The sequence below is a fragment of the Pseudomonas sp. ZY71 genome (genome assembly GCF_036542145.1).
Lineage (GTDB): Bacteria > Pseudomonadota > Gammaproteobacteria > Pseudomonadales > Pseudomonadaceae > Aquipseudomonas > Aquipseudomonas koreensis_A.
Genome location: NZ_CP144274.1, coordinates 1,695,412 through 1,715,689 on the forward strand (window position 1 = coordinate 1,695,412; position 20,278 = coordinate 1,715,689).

A 20,278-nucleotide genomic window follows, 5' to 3' on the forward strand; every position below is an offset into this window, starting at 1 on the left:
GGAGCGTCCTCCATGCAGCCCCCGGAACACACACAAGGCCCGCACAGTGCAAATCCGCAACCATCAGGAGTCACCGCTTTGCCGGTTCCGCAAGTGCCGGTCATTCTCAAGGACGAACACGGTGCAGAAAGTCCCGACGGACTGTTGCCGCGTACGGAGTTGAACCGTGATCTGCAGTTGATTGTTCCAGCGTGGAGCTTCACGACCGATCCTGATCTCGGGCCGGACATTGTCAAAGTGGGATTTCGCCCTCTTGGGGATGCCTTTCGCGAAGTCAATGAATTTAAGTTCCCTTTTCCCATCGAACCTGGGGACAAGTATGTATCAGTCCCCAGGGACTATCTGGACAATGGCATCTACGACCTGTCTTACATCCTGATCCAGGGGGGCAACCCTGCTGAGTCCGAAAAAAAACGTATTACTGTGGACAGGGTGGCCCCGGATGATGGTCAGGAACCCGCCTTGCTGGAAATGCTCGATGTCGTCGGCGCTATCACCGACGACTACTTGAAGGAACATGGACAGGTTCGTTTTCAAGTGCGCAGTTATGTGGGAATACAAGCCCGGGACAGAGCCATTTATTTCTGGACCGATACGGATAAACCTTCCGACTCGGAAACCGAGATTGATGAACAGGAATTCAGTCAGACAGACATTGACCTTGATGAACTGTTTATCACCATGCGCGAACAGGACATTCGTGATCGGGGTGAGGGGCCCCGTTATATCTACTACCGTCTACGAGACTGGGCGGGTAATAAAGGCCCCAGATCAGAACTGTTGCAACTGTTGGTCGATCTGAACGCGGCGCCCGGAAATCTCAAGCCGCCTCGCGTGCCGTTGTCGGACCGAGGGTTGATTGACCGCCAGCATGCCCGTGAAGGTGCGGTGGCTCAGGGTGCCGTGACGGTAGAAATCGATCGTTATGACAATGCAGACAGTAACAACGAAATTCTGCTCGACTGGTATGACACACTGCTAGCGCCGGTGCCGGTTGATCCTTCCCGCTTTCCCGTGGTCGTGCCAGTGCCTTGGTCAGCCCTGACAGCTAAGGGGCTGGGGCCCTTGACGGCGTCGGTGACTTACAAAGTGCGACGTCCTTCAGGCACCACACAACCTTCTCTGGGAACCCGGGTCCCCGTGGATCTGACCCTCGCAGGGCAGGACCACGCCAATGCTCCGGCATTACTCAACCCTGATCTGGCAAAAGTAGAAATATACGGCGTCAATTCGAAACGCCTCAACACGCTGACGTCGGATGATTTTGGCGAGCCTGCCGAAGGGATTCTCGCGCTGTTTGATGCGCCACTTGCCGGGCAGACAATCAGACTGTTCTGGGGAGCAATCGCCACCCCTGCAGCACAATATATCGTCCAGCCCGGTGATGTAGCCGGTAAGCAAGTGCCGTTCACCATTCCTTGGTCGATCATTGACCAGGACCGGGAGAACCCTGCATTACCGGTCTATTACACGACCAGCAACAACGTCAATCTGCAACAGGCTCTGACAACATCAGTCAATGTATCGATTGTGGTGATCGAAAACCTGAAGGAGCCATCCTTTCCACATGCGAACAAAAATGGTGTTCTTGACTGTTGTGCATGTCCGCGACTGTGGAAAGGGGTCTGGGTGAAAATCGATGGGAATGCTGCCTTCGACAAAGATGATGAAGTGACTCTGCGTTGGCAAGGATGTAAAGGACTGAATGGTTCTGAACCTATTCCCGGAGTGACAGACAAGTTCCCCACGATATTGAGTGACGCGCAAGCGCGTGATGGTTTTGAAGTGCATGTCGCGGACTTTGAACGTTTGATTGCCCCTATGGTGGATAACGGCTCTGCACTGTGTCATTACACACTTAAGAAAGCCAAGGGCGGCGTGGGCAGTTCAAAAGAGGAATTCGTCATTATTAATAGAACCCTGCCCAGCGGTATTGTCTGCTCCGATAAGGAGGGCGAGGATTACTGCGGTTCGCCCTGCGAGAATTCCGGATGGGGTCAAAAGTTTGCAGAACACTTGTCTGCAAAGTTGCCAGGCTTGTTGAAATAAGCAGTTCCTGAATTTCACGTTTCTCGTGTCTGACTCAAGTAATGCCTTTCAGTGACAAGAAGTTTAACCAGTGCCAAACGTATGCCTGCGTGGTTGCGTATGCGTGGGCGTCCTCTCCAGGAGCGATAAAATGACCGTTTATAAAAAACTCACCTCTGCACAGCAAAGTCGACTGGATTACAAGAGAATCCGCTTTGCAGCCCCGCAGATGGATGCAGAGCCCCTTCAAATACACCCTGATAATCCCTTGCTGCCGGATCAAGTGGGTGATGGCAAGAATCAGGTTCCGCTTTCATTACAGGGCCTGGAATTGAAAGTGAATGTGCCTCGGCCTCCACGAGCAGGTGATACACCCTCCGTGCCGGGGCTTATTGATTTGATGTGGAATGGTACGAGGTTGCCAGGAACGCGATATAGCTACAACACGCCTCTTGACTCTGCCATTCTCTTGATCCCTATGACGCTGCCGGCCAACTTGACCGACAAAGAGGGTAAACATGAATTGAGCTACTACCTCAGCCAAGGCGGGAACATCGGTGTCGTAACACCCGTGGAGATTAATGTTGACAGAAGTCCGCCGCTGCCGATAACAGAGGTCATTGTTCCACCCGAAGTAGAGCGTGACGGTATCACTAAAAAATATCTCGACGATAATGGTCATGTGCTGATAACTGTTCAGGAATATGCCGGCCACATGCTCAATGATGTGGTTGATTGTTTTATTGGCACTTCCGTGCCTTTGCCGACGTTGATTGGATCCATTACGCGTACGGATCTGACTACGCCTCTGGAATTTCGACTGACCGCGGCAATGCTGGACGATAAAGAGGGACGAACGACTATTTATTGGCAGGTGACGGATCGCAAGGGCAATAAAAGCCTTCATTCACCTTATAAACGCTTGAACGTCACGCTGACAGATCCTCCTGCAGATTTGCTGCCGCTGGATATTCCCCTGTATAGCGACAACCTGATTGATCTGGAAGATGCTCAGCAGCCGATTGGCGTCGGGATTAAAGATAAATACACCAACTTCATTGATGGCGATCAGTTGGAAGTCACTTGGGATGGCCAGTTACAGTCGGCTATCACGATTCCCGGGTTTCCTGTTTATGTCGATGTGCCCTTCCGCAATGTCTTCAACGGCAATGCCGGCCTGAAGACTGTTACAGGCAGTTATCAGATACGGCGCAAGGGTGTCGCTCATCCTCTTGTTCCGGTCGAGCTGAACAACATTAGCGTGGATTTGCGCAAGCCAGGCGCGCCAATAGATCCCGACAAGCCAGGCAACCCTAACCCTGATCTGCCAACAGTGTCAGTACAAGGCGACGATGGCGGGGCTCCCAATCAGTTGAGGGAGGCTGATAACACTGGCCCGGTAATTGTAACGGCTACGATCTATACCGGGGCCAAGGAGAATGACGAGGCACAACTTCACTGGAAAGGTGAGCCTGTAAGCGAGGCAGACGGCGGGATTGTAAAAATCGGTGCTACGCCTCCAGCCGAATTGGAATGGACTGTTCTATGGAAGGTTTTCGAGGACGCAGGTAACGGTAATCCGATCAAGGCCCATTATGTAATCGGCCACGATGTAAACGATAACGTGGATGTTTCGACGGCGACGGATGTTGATGTACTCATTCGTGACGGAGTCGTCCCGGAGGTGAAGTTCCAACACCTCGATGACGACTTCGGCTTGCTGAATTGCTTGTCTTTGCGAAGGGATAGCGTTGCCGGCGTTGTAGTCGAAGTGTTGGTCGCGGGGGGCGAGCCTCAATTGGCAAATCAGGAATTGACGTTCACTTATCAAGGCTACAGTGACAACGGAAGCACAACTAAACCCGGTACCGAAGCCAAAGTTACCTACACCCCCTCCAGTCAGGAAGCAACCGCCGGGTTCATTGTAAAGGTTCCCTATGATCCGGCGATCCTGACCACGGAAAACGCGTGGGGAGGCATAAGCTACTCGGCTGTTATTGATGGGCGCGACACACCGTCTGCAGAACATGTGGTAAGGGTTTATATGGTTGATCCGGCGGGTGGTTCATGCCCCCTGCCTTAAGAAGGTGCTGAAGTCGCAAGGGAAGGTACTGCATGTACCTTCCTTTTTAAATATGTAACGAGTAGCCAGTGGAAAATGGTTACTATTTTTTTAAGGACTTTTACCCTGTGAACTTCAGAAAAATCCTACGTTGGTTGGGTTGTGGCAACCGGTATCGTTCGACGCTGAATTGTCTGGCGGGTAAACAAATTTGCCGGAGTTAATTAATCGAAGGATAGTCAATCATGAAACCCGAAGTCTTTTCATTTTGCAGAATCACTTCCACCGGAAGCTTTCGAATGCTGGTAGCGATACCGGCATTTTTTTTGTTGGGTTCACCCGCGTTCGCGGTCATCGTCGATAACAGTACGCTGGATGTGGACTCGACAGTGCCGCCCACTGATTACCTGGTGCGCAATAACGGAGTACTGAATCTTGCCCAGGCCATGACTCATACCCTGAATGTAATTTCCGGATCGACGCTGAACATCAATGGCGCCACAGTGAATGCTGAAAGTGGCATTGAGGGGATTTCCATCACGGCCAGTCGAGGCAATCTTGTGCAGGCCGATGTCACCAGCGACTCGATAGCAATGATGGTCAATCGGTCTTTCTCTTCGACGCAAGGGTCGACTGTCACCGCGACTGACAGTCAATTCAGGGGGGGCGAAGCCGGGATACAGATAACCGCGTTAAGCAACCTGACACTGATCGACAGTGAAGTGACGGGACAGGCCGCGGGCAGTGTCGGCCTGAATATGATCGGCGGTGAAGTGCACGCTACAAACGGTACTCGTATCAGCGGCGACCGGGCGGGTGTGCGGATGGTCAATGACTCGTCCGTTTCAGGCAGCAATACGCTGGTACTGGACGGTGCCAGTGTAGAGGGGCGCAATGGGCCGGCGATAGAGGTTGCCGGTGGTGCAAACGTCATCATCGAGGTGCTGAACAACTCCACTTTGCAAGGTAGCGCTAATCAATTGCTGGCGGTTCAAGAGGCTTCGACCGCCGCTGTAAAGGTTGGCAACAGTACGTTGATTGGCAACTTTTCAGTGACGGGTGCCAGCACGGCTGACTTCATTTTCGACCGAGGCCATATGACCGGAGACATGCTGGTTGAGGACGGCTCGACGGCCAACGTCACCCTGCAGAACCAGTCGCAATTCACCGGTCGCCTGGACAAGGTCGCCAGCGTCAACATCAATGACAATTCAAACTGGACCCTGACTGGCGATGACTTTGTTGGCGCAATGCGCCTGGAGGGCGGTCGGGTTATTTTCGGCGCAGCGCAGGCACCCGCGACGTACTTTGAACTGACGGTCGGCTCACTCGCCGGTACCGGCACGTTTGAGATGAAAGGTGATTTTGCCAACGGGCAGAGGGATTTCCTCAATGTTCTTGGTCAATCAGAGGGGCAGTTCGATCTCGCTGTGCAGGCTTCGGGGCTGGATGCGGCGTCGCCTCAGCAATTGACGCTGGTGCGTACTGGCACAACCGATGGAGCGAATTTTGCGCTGGCCGGCGATCAGAGAGTGGATGTCGGCACGTGGTCCTACGGCCTGGCCAGTCGGGAAATCGAGGGAGGCGCGAAGGAGTGGTTTCTCGACCCGACCACCGAAGTCATCAGCCCCGGCGCGCGCTCGGTACTGGCCTTGTTCAACACAGCCCCGACCGTGTGGTATGGCGAGTTGAGTTCGTTGCGCAGCCGCATGGGCGAATTGCGTTTCAACGGTGGCCAGGCCGGCGGCTGGATCCGCACCTACGGTAACAAGTACAACGTTGCCGATGGCTCGGGCGTGGGTTATCAGCAGACGCAACAGGGTTTGTCCCTTGGCGCCGATGCCCGGGTGGGCGAAAGCCAGGTGCTGGTCGGGGTGCTCGCCGGCACGAGCGAGTCCGATCTGGACCTCAATCGCGGTACGTCGGGAACGGTGAAAAGTTACTACGTCGGGCCTTATGTCACCTGGCTCGACAGTGATACCGGTAATTACTTTGACGGCGTGCTCAAGTTCAACCGCTTTCGCAACGAGTCCAAGGTCAACCTGAGCGATGGCAGCCGCACCAAAGGCGATTACGACAACTGGGGTGTAGGCGGTTCCGCCGAGTTCGGTCGGCATATCAAACTGGCCAACGACTACTTCTTCGAACCGTTCGCGCAACTGTCGGCGGTGCAGATCCAGGGCCAACACTACACGCTGGACAACGACATGGACGCCGACGGCGATCGCATGCGCTCACTGCTCGGCAAGGCCGGTGCTACATTCGGGCGTAACTTCGGTTTCGCTAACGGCGCAGCCGCCCAGCCTTATGTGCGCGCGGCGGTTGCTCATGAGTTCGCGTCGAACAACGAAGTGAAGGTCAACAACAACGTGTTCAATAATGACCTGTCAGGTTCCCGGGCTGAGTTTGGTGCGGGCGTGGCGGTGGCGATGTCCCAGCGGTGGCAGATGCACTTCGACCTGGATTATGCCAAGGGGAAGCATATTGAACAGCCTTACGGGGTGAATCTGGGGTTGCGGTACTTTTGGTAAAAAAGCCATCAGGGTGCTCCCTGATGAATGCGCCTCACGATTTGTGAGGCGTTTTTCATTTCTAAGGGTCAATGCCAACTCCCAGGCATGATCCATTGAACTGGTGGTGCCCTTCTTCTCCATTGACCAGATTTTTGAACCAGTACCGGGCCCATGGCCAGCCACCTGCGGAGTCAGCGGCCCAGTACCAATAGTTCCCCATCGGCCAACGGCCACCCCAAGCGTTATGGATTTCCCGCAACTCACCCATTGACGGCAATCGCTTTCCTCGGGCTGCTGCCCTGTCTCTGATGGTGTTCCAGGTTCCACCGTCCAGTCCCACAACGAATTTCACCCCTGTGACATGAACGTTGTAGCCCTTGGACTGGCTTGCGTTGTCTATGACAGTGATCGTTGCGACCCCATTACCTCTGACAGTCACCAACCCTGAAGCGTCTTCTACTGCAGCGACATTGTTGTTACTCGACGAGTAACGATAGGGGGGGGACGCCGCCGTTTGCCGTGTGCTGTACATATGTGCCCGGACCAAAATTTGGATATGCAGCCCAGCTGGTAATGAGGTAACACCTGCCACTCAATGTCACGCTGGCCGTATTGAAATTCAACGGCGGAATCGGCGAGATCACAGTGAAGTTCCGGCTATTGGAATCCTGTCCGGTGCTGAGTGCTTTTACTTTAACCACATGGCCGTGCAGAGCTACCGATAGCGTCGCACTCCAGTTGTTTCCGTTGGCAGTTACTGTGTGCTTTGGGTTGTTGTTGTCGTAAATCTGGACCTGACGATTCGGGGTGACCGTACCGCGCAGGGTTACCGAAGTGCTTTTGGTTTGCCCGCCATTGCCGATTTCACTGATGCCGTCATGCACAGACGTCAACGTCGGCGCGATGTGCGCGGCGACTTTGAAGTCTCGCGCCGGGCTTTCCACCGGAACCGCGGCATACAAGGCCCGGGCCTTGAGGCTTTGGTCGCCGATCGTCAAACCAGTGACAGACGCCGTCCATTGTTTATCGGCATTGACGTTGACCGGCGAACCGACGGCAGTGCCTTTGTTGTACATCTGGATCTGCTCGCGCGGGGTGGCTTCGCCTTTGACGGTGACCGCGTTGTCATAAGTCGTTTCATTCGGCCCCACCGCGCCGATCGAGTCTGTGACCGTGGTAATCGTCGGTGAAACAAAGGCTGCAACAGAAAAGACTCTGGGCGGGCTGGACTCTGGATTGCTGCCATAGTCGCCCAGCGCGGTGAGGTAGTAAGTGGTCGACGGGCTCAGGTTATTCAAAACGTATTGCCAATCGCCGCTGTCGGTGACATCTATCGTATCGATGGCCGTGTCGGCGTTGCGCAGAATAATCTTTTCATTCGGACTGGCCTTGCCCGTCAGGGTGACGGTCCGGTAGTAAGTGGTGCCATTGGGGGCGATTTCACCGCGGATATCACTGACCCTGGAAATCGTCGGCGTAACCGCTTGTGCCACGTTGAATGTTCGCGGCGGGCTCAGCGCGGGATCGATATCGTATAAAGCCTTGGCAACGATGCTGTAGGGCTGCACTTTGAGGTTGTTGAAGCGGTGGTTCCAGTTGCCCTTGTCATCGACATCAAGGGTTGGGCCTGGCTGATTATTCTCCTGTAACTGAATCTGCAGGTTTGGCGTCGCGCTGCCAGCCACCAGGACGCTGTTGTCATAGGTGGTCGCCCCTTCAGCGACGGTTCCTCGCGAGTCAGTAACCGAGAGAATTTCCGGGGTCTGGGCGAATTTGACGGTGAACGTTCTGGGCTGGCTGGACACCGGGTCGGCGTCATAAAGAGCCTTTGCGCTGATGCGGTAAGACTTCTCGGTCAATGGGCCGATCTCGCGGCTCCAGTTGCTGTCGGCGCCCACTAGCGCCGTGCCCATTGATATCGTCGTTCCATCGAACAGCTCGACCGTTTCGCCGCGCGTGGCCGAGCCGGTGACGGTGACTTTTTCGTCGCGGGTTTTACCGTCCTCTGCCACCTCGCCCCGTGAATCCGTCACACCGGTGATGACCGGTTGCACGTAGTCGTAGCGGGTTCTGATGGTCAAGGGCAGCTGTGGGAATAAGCAGGCAGTGTTCTCCTTTTCACTGCCATCGAATGCCACTTTGCAAATCACATTGGCGGGCGTGGAGTGGCCCAGTTTCATCAGTTCGCTTCTGAGCAAGCTTTCGTTGAGTCCGCTGCTGACTTGGGTCGGGGTTATTTCCTCGCCGCGGATCAGCGGGATCGTATGGGACGCGCCTGAACTTGTTTGTCCTATAAGGTAGAACCAGAGGCGCTGTTTCAGTGCAATGTAGGGCCAAATAGCGAGGACAGCTTTTGCATCGCCGCTTAAGGTCATCAGATCCAGGATGTTGTTCTGTGCCTGAGGCACATGCGGGTGGGGCAGTTCGTTTTCGGGGTCCTGGAAGCCTGAAACATACAGGTCGAGCATTTTTGAGGGCGTTGTGAGGGTATAGCGGGTTACGTCGTATTCAACCGACACCGTTTTCGCAATATTGGCGCCAACCACCGAAGGTGGTAAATGGAATTGAACGGTGCCAGTGTGACTGCCCGGCAACTCCAGATCATCAGAGGTGCCTGCGCCGGGCGTTCCTAACAACTTTAAACGGATCGTGTCCCGGTCCGGGTTCAACTGGTGTTGATGTCTACGCCATTCAACCCATCCATTGGGTTGAGCGTCTTGTCGGGTGCCTGTACCACCTCGGGCGGCGGCAACTCGCCGACGAGTTCGCCTATGAGCAAATTGAGCGTGTCCGAGTACTCGTACTGTTTGTTCGAGGCACGCAATAACACGTAGCGCACTTTCACGTATTGGCCGATATTGTTCGCCACAAACTCTGCATCCACCCGAAAACGTACCGGTTGACCAGCAGTTACTGTGGTGATGGGCAGCCAGTCGCTGGTACTGGCAAAAGGATTGAGACTGCGCCAGTAATAAGTCAGTACATCATCCTTGAGGGTCTTCGCTGCGGCGATCAGTACATGGACAATATCGAACACCTTCGACGGGTCCAGTACATCCCCCGGCGGATCGGCCTCCTCGACGACAGGTTTGGGCAGCGTCGCCCGGATCTTCTCGACCTTGGCCAGCAGCCGTTCGGATTCCCGGATGTCGAGGAGGCCGGGTGCATCGTTCGCGACCACATAAGACAGGTCGAGCGTGCCGTTATCCAGCACACTGATGTGCTGGGAATCGATGTAGAACGTGACCAGGCCTTCCTTCTCTTCGTTGTCACTGACGATATGCGGAACTTCATGCAGATAGTCATCACCATTGGACTTGATGCCGCACCATAGCAGGCAGATCAAGTCGCCATTTTTCATGGTGTAGCGTACGTCGACAGTGGCATAGAGCACGTCCGGTTCGAGGGTGTCGCCTATCAATTCTCGAATGCTCGGCTCCGGGAGGATGTTGACGTCGCCGTCTACCCTGGCAAGAGCGCGCTTGGAAGACAGCGGGTCGCCACCGGCCTTTCTGTAGAGGATATACGACGCATCGGCGCGACCCCGGGCGATGGCCCTGATCAACGCATAGGGCACTTCGATTTCCAACACTGAGGGGACGTTTTCAATGTCGCGGGATTCGCTGCAGATGATCGGCTCACCGTTATTGGGCGGCGTGCCGATGAAGGTCATTTTCACGCTGTCGCCCACAGCGAAGTACTGGCTGCTGACATGGATCTGGATCGTCACCGGCAGTTTGTTCAAATTCCTGATGGTAATGACGCCGTTGACGGCTTCCTTGATGATGGGGGCCTCCAAGCGCCCGCCGCCCGCATCCACGTCGATGTAGGTGCGTTTGGAGTGACGGTCGGCCCAGTTCCAGACTTCGTCATTGATGTCGTACTTGATTTCCCGTCTGAGACCGTCGCCGGCACCGAGGATGGCGTCCTGATCAATGAGGATCTCGATCGGTTGCTGGCCGTCGGCTTGCGCCTGCGTGATGGGGTGCGCAGGAAGCGAATAGTCGCCCAGCTTTAAGCGGACCTGATCGTTACGCGTGCAAAACACATAATGAGGGATTGTGGCCAGCACACCTTTTTTGGCCCATTCGGCGTCTATCACGCCCTGTTCGACCAGTTCGGGCGGCAGTTGCACGATGTTCAGCTCTGAGTGGCCATCGGGCAAATGCGGTTCTTTGTCACGATTTCCCGGCTTGTAAAGCTTGACCCATATCCGCAAGGCCGCCGAGGGCGGGTCGGGTACAGTTGTGCCCACGCGGGTCAGCACATAGTGGCAGTTTTCAATCCAGCCAGACTCGACAGGCGTCGGTAGGTAAAAGAACACCCGTTGGTTGACCTCGTCGGCCGTCACCCATCGTTCGAGCACAATTTCGGTATCGTAATAAATCTCGAGTTTGTCACCCTCGCTCATGGGGTGCCCATAAGGATTGATGACACACTGCAAGCCTTTAGGGTCGCTGGTGGCGGTCTGGATATTGATACCGCCATCGCCATCCTGCACCGGCTCGTGCATTCCTGGAATCAGCAGGGGACGCAGTGCCAGTGTTGCGTTGCTTTCCGTGAGGGCAGGGAAGCGGAAATTCTTGTGAGAAGGCATCAGGCAAGTCCTCTTGAAGGGAATTCAGGCGTCGCGTGGCGACGACCGCTGAAGTCAGGCTCAGTGAGGATCAGAGCGCTTTCAGGCTCGGGGGCGTTGGCGAACATGGAAATGCACTCCAGTCGGTTGATGGAGTGATTGAACCTGTGTAGATCGATTTGCGCACCTGTCAGATCTGACAGGTGCGCATGGGAATCAGACGAGTGGTATCAACCAGGCGCCGTTTTCCGCTCGCCATTCAGCGGCGTTCAAGGCTTGCGAAGTGTCTTTTGCCGCACGATATAAACCGTCACCAACACCGCGCTGGTCAACATGAACCCCCGCGCCCACGGCAGTGGCACCAGGTAACACGAGAACAGAATGCTCGCCCACATCAGCCCGATCGCGTAGACCTTGCCCTTGAGCGGAATGCCGTTGCCATCGAGGTAATCGCGGATCCATGGCCCGAGTCGTGGATGCTCGACCAGCCATTGATAGAAACGCGGAGAGCTGCGCGCGAAGCAGGCTGCGGCGAGCAGAAGGAAAGGGGTGGTGGGCAGGACGGGCAGGAAAATCCCGATCACCCCCAATGCCACGCTGAGCCAGCCGACGGCCAGCAGGAAGTAGCGCAACATCAGGGGGCGGTTGCCTATGGGGTTGTCCATAGGCCGGATCTTAGTGGTGACGTGGCTTGAGGATCGCCGGTTTTTCGTCGGGCGCCTGGCACAACAGGTACAGCGCGGTCAGGGCTTCCGGGATCTGTACGATCATGTCGTCCATCAGGTTGGCGTCCTTGGCGATGTCTTCGAACTCAGGCTGTTCGTCGAACAGGCCCGAACCGACCATGATCGGCAGCAACATTTCGCTGACTTCTTCTTCAGCGGTTTCGAACCAGGCGGCTTCGCGCAGGAACACGCCTTCCATGAAACCGATGCACCAGCCGCGCAGTTCGGAATCGTCCGGCTCTTCGCCCAGGTCCAGTTCGCATGGCAGCTCGAACTCTTCATCCGAGGCCAGTTGACGAGCGATGTGGGCTTTGAGGCCGATCAGCGTGGCTTCGATTTCGGCACGCTGGGCTTCGTCGCTGTAATGCGGCTCTTCGGCGAACAGGGCGTCGATCCACTCACGCTCCGGTACGTCTTCAGCGCAGATCGACAGCGCGGTGAGGTAGCCGTGAGCGGCCACGTAATCCAGCGCCTCGTCATGCAGCTCGTCGGCGTCGAGGAAAACTTGCAGGCGGGTCAGTTGCTCAGCGAAGGACATTACGGGGCTACCTTGGGGAATAAACAATGCGGGAATTCTAGGCCTTCTTGCGCGCTCAAGCCAGCCGCATGGCAGATTTGCCGCAATTGCCGGGCTGCATACAAATCCTGTGGGAGCGAGCCTGCTCGCGAAAGCGGCGTATCAGGCAGCTTTGTCTTGACTGACCCAGCGTATTCGCGAGCAGGCTCGCTCCCACAGGGTTTTGTGTGTGGCAGGTTTATCAGTGTCTTATCAGCGGCACCCTGCGCAGGGGAGGCCTCGGGTATACTGCCGCGTTTTGCGATCCCTGCCCGCATTACGCGTGTCACGTAATGCGTTCTTACGTTTTGTTTAAGCAGCCCCGGCTGTTCTGAACCAGCCTGCGCAGGGATGTATCGGTAGATTTTTGGAGTTTTTATGCTCGAACAGGCTCAACGCGTCCTCAAGGACATCTTCGGCTACGACAGTTTCCGTGGCCGTCAGGGTGCAATCATTGAGCGCGTGGCCAGTGGCGGTGATGCGCTGGTGCTGATGCCTACCGGTGGCGGCAAGTCCCTGTGCTTTCAGGTGCCGGCGCTGCTGCGCGATGGCCTCGCAGTGGTGGTCTCGCCGCTGATCGCACTGATGGACGATCAGGTCGCTACCCTCGAAGAGCTGGGTGTGGCCGCTGCCGCGCTGAACTCCACCCTGAGCGCCGAACAACAGCGCGACCTCGCCGCACGGATCAAGCGTGGCGAAGTGAAGATGTTGTATCTGGCGCCCGAGCGCCTGGTGCAGCCGCGCATGCTGTCGTTCCTGCAAGGTCTGAACATCGCCCTGTTCGCCATCGACGAAGCGCACTGCGTGTCGCAGTGGGGCCACGACTTCCGTCCGGAATACCTGCAACTGGGCCAGTTGGCCGAGCTGTTCCCCGACGTACCGCGCATCGCCCTGACCGCCACCGCCGACAAGCGTACCCGCGAAGAAATCGTCACCCGCCTGCATCTGCAGAATGCCGAGCGCTTCCTGTCGAGCTTCGACCGTCCGAACATCTTTTACCGCATCGTGCCCAAAGAGCAGCCACGCAAGCAGTTGCTGGCGTTTTTGGCCGAGCGGCGCAGCGATGCCGGCATCGTCTATTGCCTGTCGCGCAAGAAAGTCGAAGAAGTTGCAACGTTTCTGAGCGAGCAGGGTTTCCCCGCGCTGCCGTATCACGCCGGTCTGCCCAACGATCTGCGTGCCTTCAACCAGAAGCGCTTCCTCAACGAGGAAGGCCTGATCATGGTCGCCACGGTGGCCTTCGGCATGGGCATCGACAAGCCCAACGTACGTTTTGTCGCGCACCTCGATCTGCCGAAATCCCTTGAGGCGTATTACCAGGAAACCGGGCGCGGCGGCCGTGACGGGCTGCCGGCGGATGCGTGGATGGCCTACGGTCTGCAAGACGTGGTGATGCTCAAGCAGATGCTGCAGAACTCCGAAGGCGACGAGCGGCACAAGCGTCTGGAGCAGCACAAGCTCGACGCCATGCTGTCGCTGTGCGAAGAAACCCGTTGCCGTCGTCAGACCCTGCTGGCGTACTTCGATGAAGACATGCCTGAGCCGTGCGGCCATTGCGACAACTGCGTCGACGGCGTGCAGACCTGGGACGCTACCGAACCTGCACGTCAGGCATTGTCAGCGATTTTCCGTACCGGTCAGCGTTATGGCGTCGGCCATCTGGTCGATGTGCTGCTGGGCAAGGAAAACGAAAAAGTCCGCAGTTTCGGCCATCAACACCTGTCGGTGTACGGCGTCGGCAAAGCATTGAGCGAAAGCGAATGGCGCTCGCTGTTCCGTCAATTGGTCGCGCGCGGTCTGGCGGATGTTGACCACGAAGGCTATGGCGGTTTGCGTCTGAATGACAGTTGCCGGCCATTGCTCAAGGGCGAGGTCACGCTGGAACTGCGCCGCGATCTCAAACCGCAGGTCACCGCCAAAACCGCCAGCAAGAGCCCGGCCAGCCAACTGGTGCGTGGCGAAGAGCGCGAACAGTGGGAAGCCCTGCGCGCGCTGCGCCGCAAACTGGCCGAAGAGCATGGTGTGCCACCGTACGTCATCTTCCCCGACTCGACGCTGCTGGAAATGCTCCGCAGCCAGCCAACCTCGCTGGCGGAGATGGCCCGGGTCAGCGGCGTTGGCGCGCGCAAGCTGGAACGCTATGGCGATGCCTTCCTCGAAGTGCTCGGCGGCGAGGTCGAGGCGCCGAAAGCGGTAGCCGACGTGCGCCACGAGTTGATCACTTTGGCCCGTGCGGGCATGACACCGCTGCAGATCGCCGGTCAGTTGCAGTGCTCGGAAAAGAACGTCTACACCATGCTCGCCGAGGCGATCGGCAAGCAGCAGTTGTCGCTGGAACAGGCGCTGGATTTGCCTGAAGAGTTGATGGGTGAAGTGCAGGACGCGTTCCTTGATGGCGAAGGCGAGTTGCCTTCGGTCGCCGAAGTGGCCGAGCTGTTTGCCGGGCGGGTGCCGGAAGGCGTGCTGTATTGCGTGCGGGCTGCATTGCAGTCGGAATTCGAGATGTAATTGGCGGCCTACCCTCACCCCAGCCCTCTCCCAGAGGGAGAGGGGGCCGACCGAGGTGTCTTGCGCTATACATCGACCTGAGAACCCGAGTCGATTATGGATTCACCAAAGCACGTTCAAGTCGCTGAATATCCCGAGCATCCCCCCATTCAGTCCCTTCTCCCTCTGGGAGAGGGCTAGGGTGAGGGCCTGCCAATTCTGGATTCAGCAAAGCACTCCCAAGTCGCTGAATATCTAAAGCATCCCCCATTCAGTCCCCTCTCCCTTTGGGAGAGGGCTAGGGTGAGGGTCATCCAATTCTGGATTCAGCAAAGCACTCCCAAGTCGCTGAATATCTAAAGCATCCCCCATTCAGTTCCCTCTCCCTCTGGGAGAGGGCTAGGGTGAGGGCCGTCCCATTCTGGATTCAGCAAAGCACTCCCAGGTCGCTGAATATCTAACGCATCCCCCATTCAGTCCCCTCTCCCTCTGGGAGAGGGCTAGGGTGAGGGGGGCCTCGAGATGTAACGATTCAGTACAGACCGCCACTTGCCTATAACTGCAGCTCATGCTTAGCTGGCTAATAATTAGATTTTCTTTATTTTCAGTCTAACCGTGAGTGTTTTATGCCGTTAACCGATCAACACCGCTTTGGCATGCAACTGGCCCAGATGTCCCGTGGCTGGCGTGCCGAACTGGATCGCCGACTGGCCGGGCTGGGGCTGTCCCAGGCGCGCTGGCTGGTGCTGCTGCATCTGGCGCGCTTTGAAGAAGCGCCGACCCAACGTGAGCTGGCGCAGAGCGTCGGCGTCGAAGGTCCGACCCTTGCGCGCTTGCTCGATAGTCTGGAAAGCCAGGGTCTGGTGCAACGCCAGTCCGTGATGGAAGACCGTCGGGCGAAAAAAATCGTCCTCTGCGCACCGGCCCTGCCGCTGATCGAGCAAATCGAAACCATTGCCACACAACTGCGTCACGAGTTGTTCGAAGGTGTCGACGAGGCGGATTTGAAGGTGTGCATGCGGGTTCACGGGCACATTCTGGCCAACCTGGAAAAATCTTGAGGCACATCCACGTGCCGTATCTTTGAGAGATCACGCTGAGCCGACTATAAGAACTACTGGGCAATATCGTGTTCGTACCGGATGTGCGAACGCATAGAAGTCGGTTTTGCTTATTTAAGGGATGCTCATGCTCGCAAGTCGGCACGTGGTACTGCGCGGTGGCGCCAAATGGCTGCTGGTCGCCGGTGTTTTCAGCTATTCGGCCTGGTCGATGGCCTTGGGGCTGGGTGACATCACTGTTCATTCCGGCCTCAATCAGCCGCTCAAGGCTGACATCGCTTTGGTCGATGTCGGCGGGCTGACGCAAAACGATCTGGCGGTGCGTCTGGCCACGGTGGATGAATTCGCCGAGGCCGGCGTCGAGCGGGTGTTCTTCCTCAATGACCTCAAATTCGTCCCGATCCTGCATGGCAATCGTCAGATGATCCGGGTGACCTCCAGCAAACCGGTCAACGAACCCTTTCTGAATTTTCTTGTGCAGCTCGATCAGCCCAACGGCCGGTTGCTGCGTGAGTACACGGTGTTGATCGATCCGCCCGGTTCGCAGGGTATCGTGCCGGCCACCGATGAGCCGGATCCGCGTGCGCAATCCTCCGCGTTTCCCACTGTTGAGCCTGTCGTGGCGGCACCACAGGCGCCTCAAGCCAAGCGCGATACCGTGCCAGCGCCGACGCCGACAACTTCGCCCGCCAACGATGCACTGGCCGAACAATTGGCGGCCAGTGCTCTGCTCAATCAGCAACAGCAGAAGACCATCGATGAACTGAACGCAAAACTGCAGACACAGGATGTGCAGATTGCCGACGGCAAAAAGCAGATCAGTGACCTGCAAGCACGCTTGGTCGAGATGCAGAAAACGCCGCCACCGACCGTGGTGACCCCGGCACCGGTATCGACTCCTGCGCCGGCTGTGGCGTCAGCCGAATCCAGCGATGACGGTTTGAACTGGCCATTGCTCGGCGGCCTGTTGCTGTTGTCGGGGGCGTTGGTCGGGTTGTTGCTACACCGTCGACGGCAGCAACAGCAGCAAGTGGCCGAGCCGCTGCCCCAGTTGCCGCAAGGCAATGAGGTGGACGTCGCTCAGGCAGAGAACGCCGATCCCGTCAGATCCCACGCTTCAGCCGAACACCGGGAAGAGCCGGCGGCTGGCGATGTGCTGGAGGCGGTGGGGATCTATCTGGCCTATGGTCGACTGGGCGAAGCGGCGGGTTTGCTGCGCGATGCCTTGCACAAGCAGCCGGAGCGCAGCGATATCGGATTGCAGTTGCTTGAAGTGCTGGGGCGCCAAGGTGACAGCGCCGCGTTTGAGCAACAGGAAAGCCATTTGCGTGAGCAGGGCGTGGATGCCCAGCCGTTGCAGGATGTTCGCGCGCGGCACCCGAAACTGGCGGTTGCGGCACCGTTGGTCGCGGTGCCGCCGATTATTGCAGCAGCCCCGCTGGTCGCTGCCCAACCGGCACCTGAAGATGATTTCGAGCTGAATCTGGGCGAGTTGTCGATGGATTCCAATTGGGATCTGGAAGACAGTCGCCCGACTTCCGATGAGCCACAGACAGACACCTCGGCGCTCGGCTCCGGGCTGCAAGTCCTGCCTCAGGATTTCGAATTGCCCGAGTCCAGCGAAGTCGCCGAACTCGAGTGGATCCCTGAATCGGACGCCGAGCCGCTGGATGAGGATTTTCTCAATGAGTTTGCTGATCCCGAGCCATCACTGGCGCTGCAACCACTGGATTTGCAGACACCAGAGCCAGTCCACGACGAAAATTCCGGCAAGCTCGAACAGGCGCAGACGTGCATTGATGACGGCGATATCGACAGTGCGATTGCGTTGCTCAATGAATTGCTCAAGGAAGGGGATGAGCCGTTGAAGCAAACGGCGCGGACGTTGTTGGCGGGGATTCGCTGAACCCGATGGTTTTGCGGTGTATTTTATGCCGCTATCGCGAGCAGGCTCACTCCTACAGGGGAACGCATTCCAATGTAGGAGTGAGCCTGCTCGCGATAGCGGATTGTCAGGCGCCGTGATCAGAAGGTCTGCCCCAGATTCAGATAAACCGCCTGCTCATTCGCATCATTCAGCCCATAACTGAAATTCAACGGCCCCAGCGGCGTGTCAAAACCGATAAACACGCTCGCGGCGTTGATGTAGCCACTGTCGAACTCATTGTCGTTGTTCCAAGCCCGTCCACGCTCCAGCGAGGCGCCGGCGTACAGCGGGAAATCCAGCGGCAGATACGATCGCGGCGTCAACCGGCGGTAATACACCGCGCGCATCAGGCTGATGTTCTGTCCGGAAATCGCGTCTTCACGGAAACCCGAGAGCTGCCGCGCACCGCCGAGCAGGAAACTCGATGTCACCACGTTGGCGTCGTTCAGCGTGCGCCCGTAGCGCCCGCCGAGAATCAGCGTATCCGGGCCATGGCTCATGGCTTTATCGATTTTCAGATCCCACTGTCGATAACGCGTGTCCGACCCCAGCCCCGGTTCGAACTGCATCAATGTCAGGCTGACGTCCTTGCCTTCGTGAGGGAAATACACGTTATCCAGCGAGTCGTACGAATACTTCAGCGCGTAGAAGCCTTCGTTGAAGTTTTCACTCGGCAGGTCCTGATCGCCAATCCGCACATCGGCCTTGCCCCAGGCCTCGCCGACGCCGAAACGCACTTCGCCGTTGTTGCCGATCTGTCGACCGAAGTTGAGGCCGAAACCGTAGCGCTCGACGCGATACTGCGCGATCGGGTCGTTGTCGAGCACCGCTTCAACGTTCTGCGCTTCGAACGAGGCGTATGGCGCGACGAAGTAACGCGAACCGACGTCCAGCGGTTGATAGAACTCGGTGTACAGCTCTTGTTTGTCGCCAATCTGCGCACGGGTCAGCCATTCCGCGCCGAGGCGGTTGATGCCGTTGATGCGGTAGCTGGCGCCGAGGTTGAAGGCGCTGTCGCCGCGCATGTCATCCGACAGGTTGAGGCCAACCCGTAAGTAATCGGTGCCGCTGCGCTTGCCCCGAGCACTGATCACCAGTGTGTGATCCTGGCCCTTGTGCACCACGCGGTATTGCACCTGCTCGAAGTAGTCGAGGCCATACAAAGTGCCCATGTCCGAATGCAAACGCCCCAGATCCAGCGGTTCGCCGATGTGCTGGCGGATGTAATAGCGAATGATATCGTCGTCGACCTTCGAGTCGTTCTCGACGCGGATCGCGGTGATGACCGGCGTACGCTGCCCCGGTGAGCGCGCGGCGTTCAGCTCGGCGTCCTGAGACTCGACGGGTTTGAGCTGCGCGAGGCGCGCGTCGAGGATGCGGGTTGCGCGGTAACCGGCGTCGATCATCTCCTGAGCCTTGCCGAAATCGGTGACACCGAACGCTGCCAGCGCGGGCTGAATCAGTACGTCGGAGGATTTCAGCGCGGCCAGTTGTTCTTCGGAGTTACTGCGGGTCATCAGGGTGATCGACTGGTTCAGCACATCGACCACGGTGGTCAGTTGCTTGCGATTACGCAGCGGTGTGCCGATATCGACGACGATGGCCACGTCGACGCCCATTTCCCGCGCGACATCGAGGGGAATGTTGTCGGTCATGCCGCCGTCCACCAGCAGCCGGCCGTCGAGTTCGACCGGGGCGAACACCGCCGGGATCGACATGCTGGCGCGGATCACCTGAGGCAAATGACCTTTGCGAAACACCACTTTTTCGCCATTGGAAATGTCGGTGGCGACGGCGCGGAACGGGATCGGCAGTTTGTCGAAGTCGCGGGTGTCGCTGGTGTGGGCCAGCAGGCTTTCCAGCAGCAGCGCGAGGTTCTGCCCCTGAATCACGCCCAGTGGCAGGCCGAGACTGCCGTCGTCGCGAAAGCTGAGTTTCTGTTTCACCAGAAAATCGCGGTCATCCTGTTTGCGCCGAAACGGCACGTCTTCACGCGGTGGGGCGTCGGACAGCGCGGCTTGCCAGTCGATGTTCAGCGCGAGTTTTTCCAGCTCATCGATCTTGTAACCCGAGGCGTACAGGCCACCGACCACCGCGCCCATGCTGGTGCCGGCGATCGCATCGATCTTGATGCCTTGCTCTTCCAGCGCCTTGAGCACGCCGATATGCGCCAGCCCGCGCGCGGCACCGCCGGACAGCACCAGGCCGACTTTCGGTCGTGACGCCTCACTGGCATGGACAAGCAGAGGAAGGAAACCAAGCAGCAGGCAGAACAGCAGACGGCGCATTGTGAGTCTCGGGGCAAGCGTTAAAGCCGGCTATTATAGCGGCGCCCTCTGTCTC

At 57.4% G+C, this 20,278-nt stretch carries 12 protein-coding genes; 6 read left to right on the plus strand and 6 right to left on the minus strand.

Annotated elements, in window-relative coordinates; genetic code table 11:
• Positions 1 to 78: 78 nt before the first annotated feature.
• From VY732_RS07510 to VY732_RS07520, 3 genes are all read left to right on the plus strand, one after another.
• Positions 79 to 2,049 carry a hypothetical protein gene (locus VY732_RS07510; RefSeq protein WP_331695114.1) on the plus strand — a complete coding sequence of 657 codons (1,971 nt, stop codon included), beginning with the start codon at positions 79 to 81 and terminating at the stop codon, positions 2,047 to 2,049.
• Positions 2,050 to 2,179: 130 nt separating this feature from the next.
• Positions 2,180 to 4,111, plus strand: a complete 1,932-nt coding sequence (locus tag VY732_RS07515; protein ID WP_331695115.1) for a hypothetical protein — start codon at positions 2,180 to 2,182, stop codon at positions 4,109 to 4,111.
• Positions 4,112 to 4,335: 224 nt separating this feature from the next.
• Positions 4,336 to 6,621, plus strand: coding sequence for an autotransporter outer membrane beta-barrel domain-containing protein (locus VY732_RS07520; protein WP_331695116.1), 2,286 nt, complete (start codon positions 4,336 to 4,338; stop codon positions 6,619 to 6,621).
• Positions 6,622 to 6,682: 61 nt separating this feature from the next.
• Here the strand turns inward: VY732_RS07520 and VY732_RS07525 are convergent, their stop codons facing one another.
• From VY732_RS07525 to VY732_RS07545, 5 genes are all read right to left on the minus strand, one after another.
• Positions 6,683 to 7,135 (minus strand): Ig-like domain-containing protein, encoded by a 453-nt coding sequence (locus tag VY732_RS07525; RefSeq protein WP_331695117.1) that lies wholly within the window; start codon positions 7,133 to 7,135, stop codon positions 6,683 to 6,685.
• Positions 7,080 to 9,272 (minus strand): hypothetical protein, encoded by a 2,193-nt coding sequence (locus VY732_RS07530; protein WP_331695118.1) that lies wholly within the window; start codon positions 9,270 to 9,272, stop codon positions 7,080 to 7,082. Before VY732_RS07530 ends, VY732_RS07525 begins: the two co-directional genes overlap by 56 nt.
• A complete protein-coding gene (locus VY732_RS07535) occupies positions 9,269 to 11,200 on the minus strand; it encodes a hypothetical protein (protein WP_331695119.1) in 1,932 nt (643 codons plus the stop codon). Before VY732_RS07535 ends, VY732_RS07530 begins: the two co-directional genes overlap by 4 nt.
• 248 nt (positions 11,201 to 11,448) lie before the next feature.
• Positions 11,449 to 11,844 (minus strand): YbaN family protein, encoded by a 396-nt coding sequence (locus VY732_RS07540; protein WP_077571600.1) that lies wholly within the window; start codon positions 11,842 to 11,844, stop codon positions 11,449 to 11,451.
• Positions 11,845 to 11,854: 10 nt separating this feature from the next.
• A complete protein-coding gene (locus VY732_RS07545) occupies positions 11,855 to 12,442 on the minus strand; it encodes a UPF0149 family protein (protein ID WP_122593282.1) in 588 nt (195 codons plus the stop codon).
• Positions 12,443 to 12,838: 396 nt separating this feature from the next.
• Between VY732_RS07545 and recQ the strand changes: the two genes are divergently transcribed.
• From recQ to VY732_RS07560, 3 genes are all read left to right on the plus strand, one after another.
• The gene (gene recQ / locus VY732_RS07550; protein ID WP_077571601.1) at positions 12,839 to 14,968 is read left to right on the plus strand and encodes a DNA helicase RecQ; all 2,130 of its coding nucleotides are present in this window, start codon (positions 12,839 to 12,841) and stop codon (positions 14,966 to 14,968) included.
• A gap of 605 nt (positions 14,969 to 15,573) precedes the next feature.
• On the plus strand, positions 15,574 to 16,008 hold the full coding sequence (locus VY732_RS07555; protein WP_007919713.1) for a MarR family transcriptional regulator: 435 nt from the start codon (positions 15,574 to 15,576) through the stop codon (positions 16,006 to 16,008).
• A gap of 127 nt (positions 16,009 to 16,135) precedes the next feature.
• Complete coding sequence (locus VY732_RS07560; RefSeq protein ID WP_331695120.1) at positions 16,136 to 17,914, plus strand: FimV/HubP family polar landmark protein; 1,779 nt, start codon at positions 16,136 to 16,138, stop codon at positions 17,912 to 17,914.
• Between the two features lie 119 nt (positions 17,915 to 18,033).
• Here VY732_RS07560 and VY732_RS07565 read toward each other — a convergent pair whose 3' ends face one another.
• Positions 18,034 to 20,223 carry a patatin-like phospholipase family protein gene (locus tag VY732_RS07565; RefSeq protein WP_123594734.1) on the minus strand — a complete coding sequence of 730 codons (2,190 nt, stop codon included), beginning with the start codon at positions 20,221 to 20,223 and terminating at the stop codon, positions 18,034 to 18,036.
• Positions 20,224 to 20,278 lie beyond the last annotated feature (55 nt).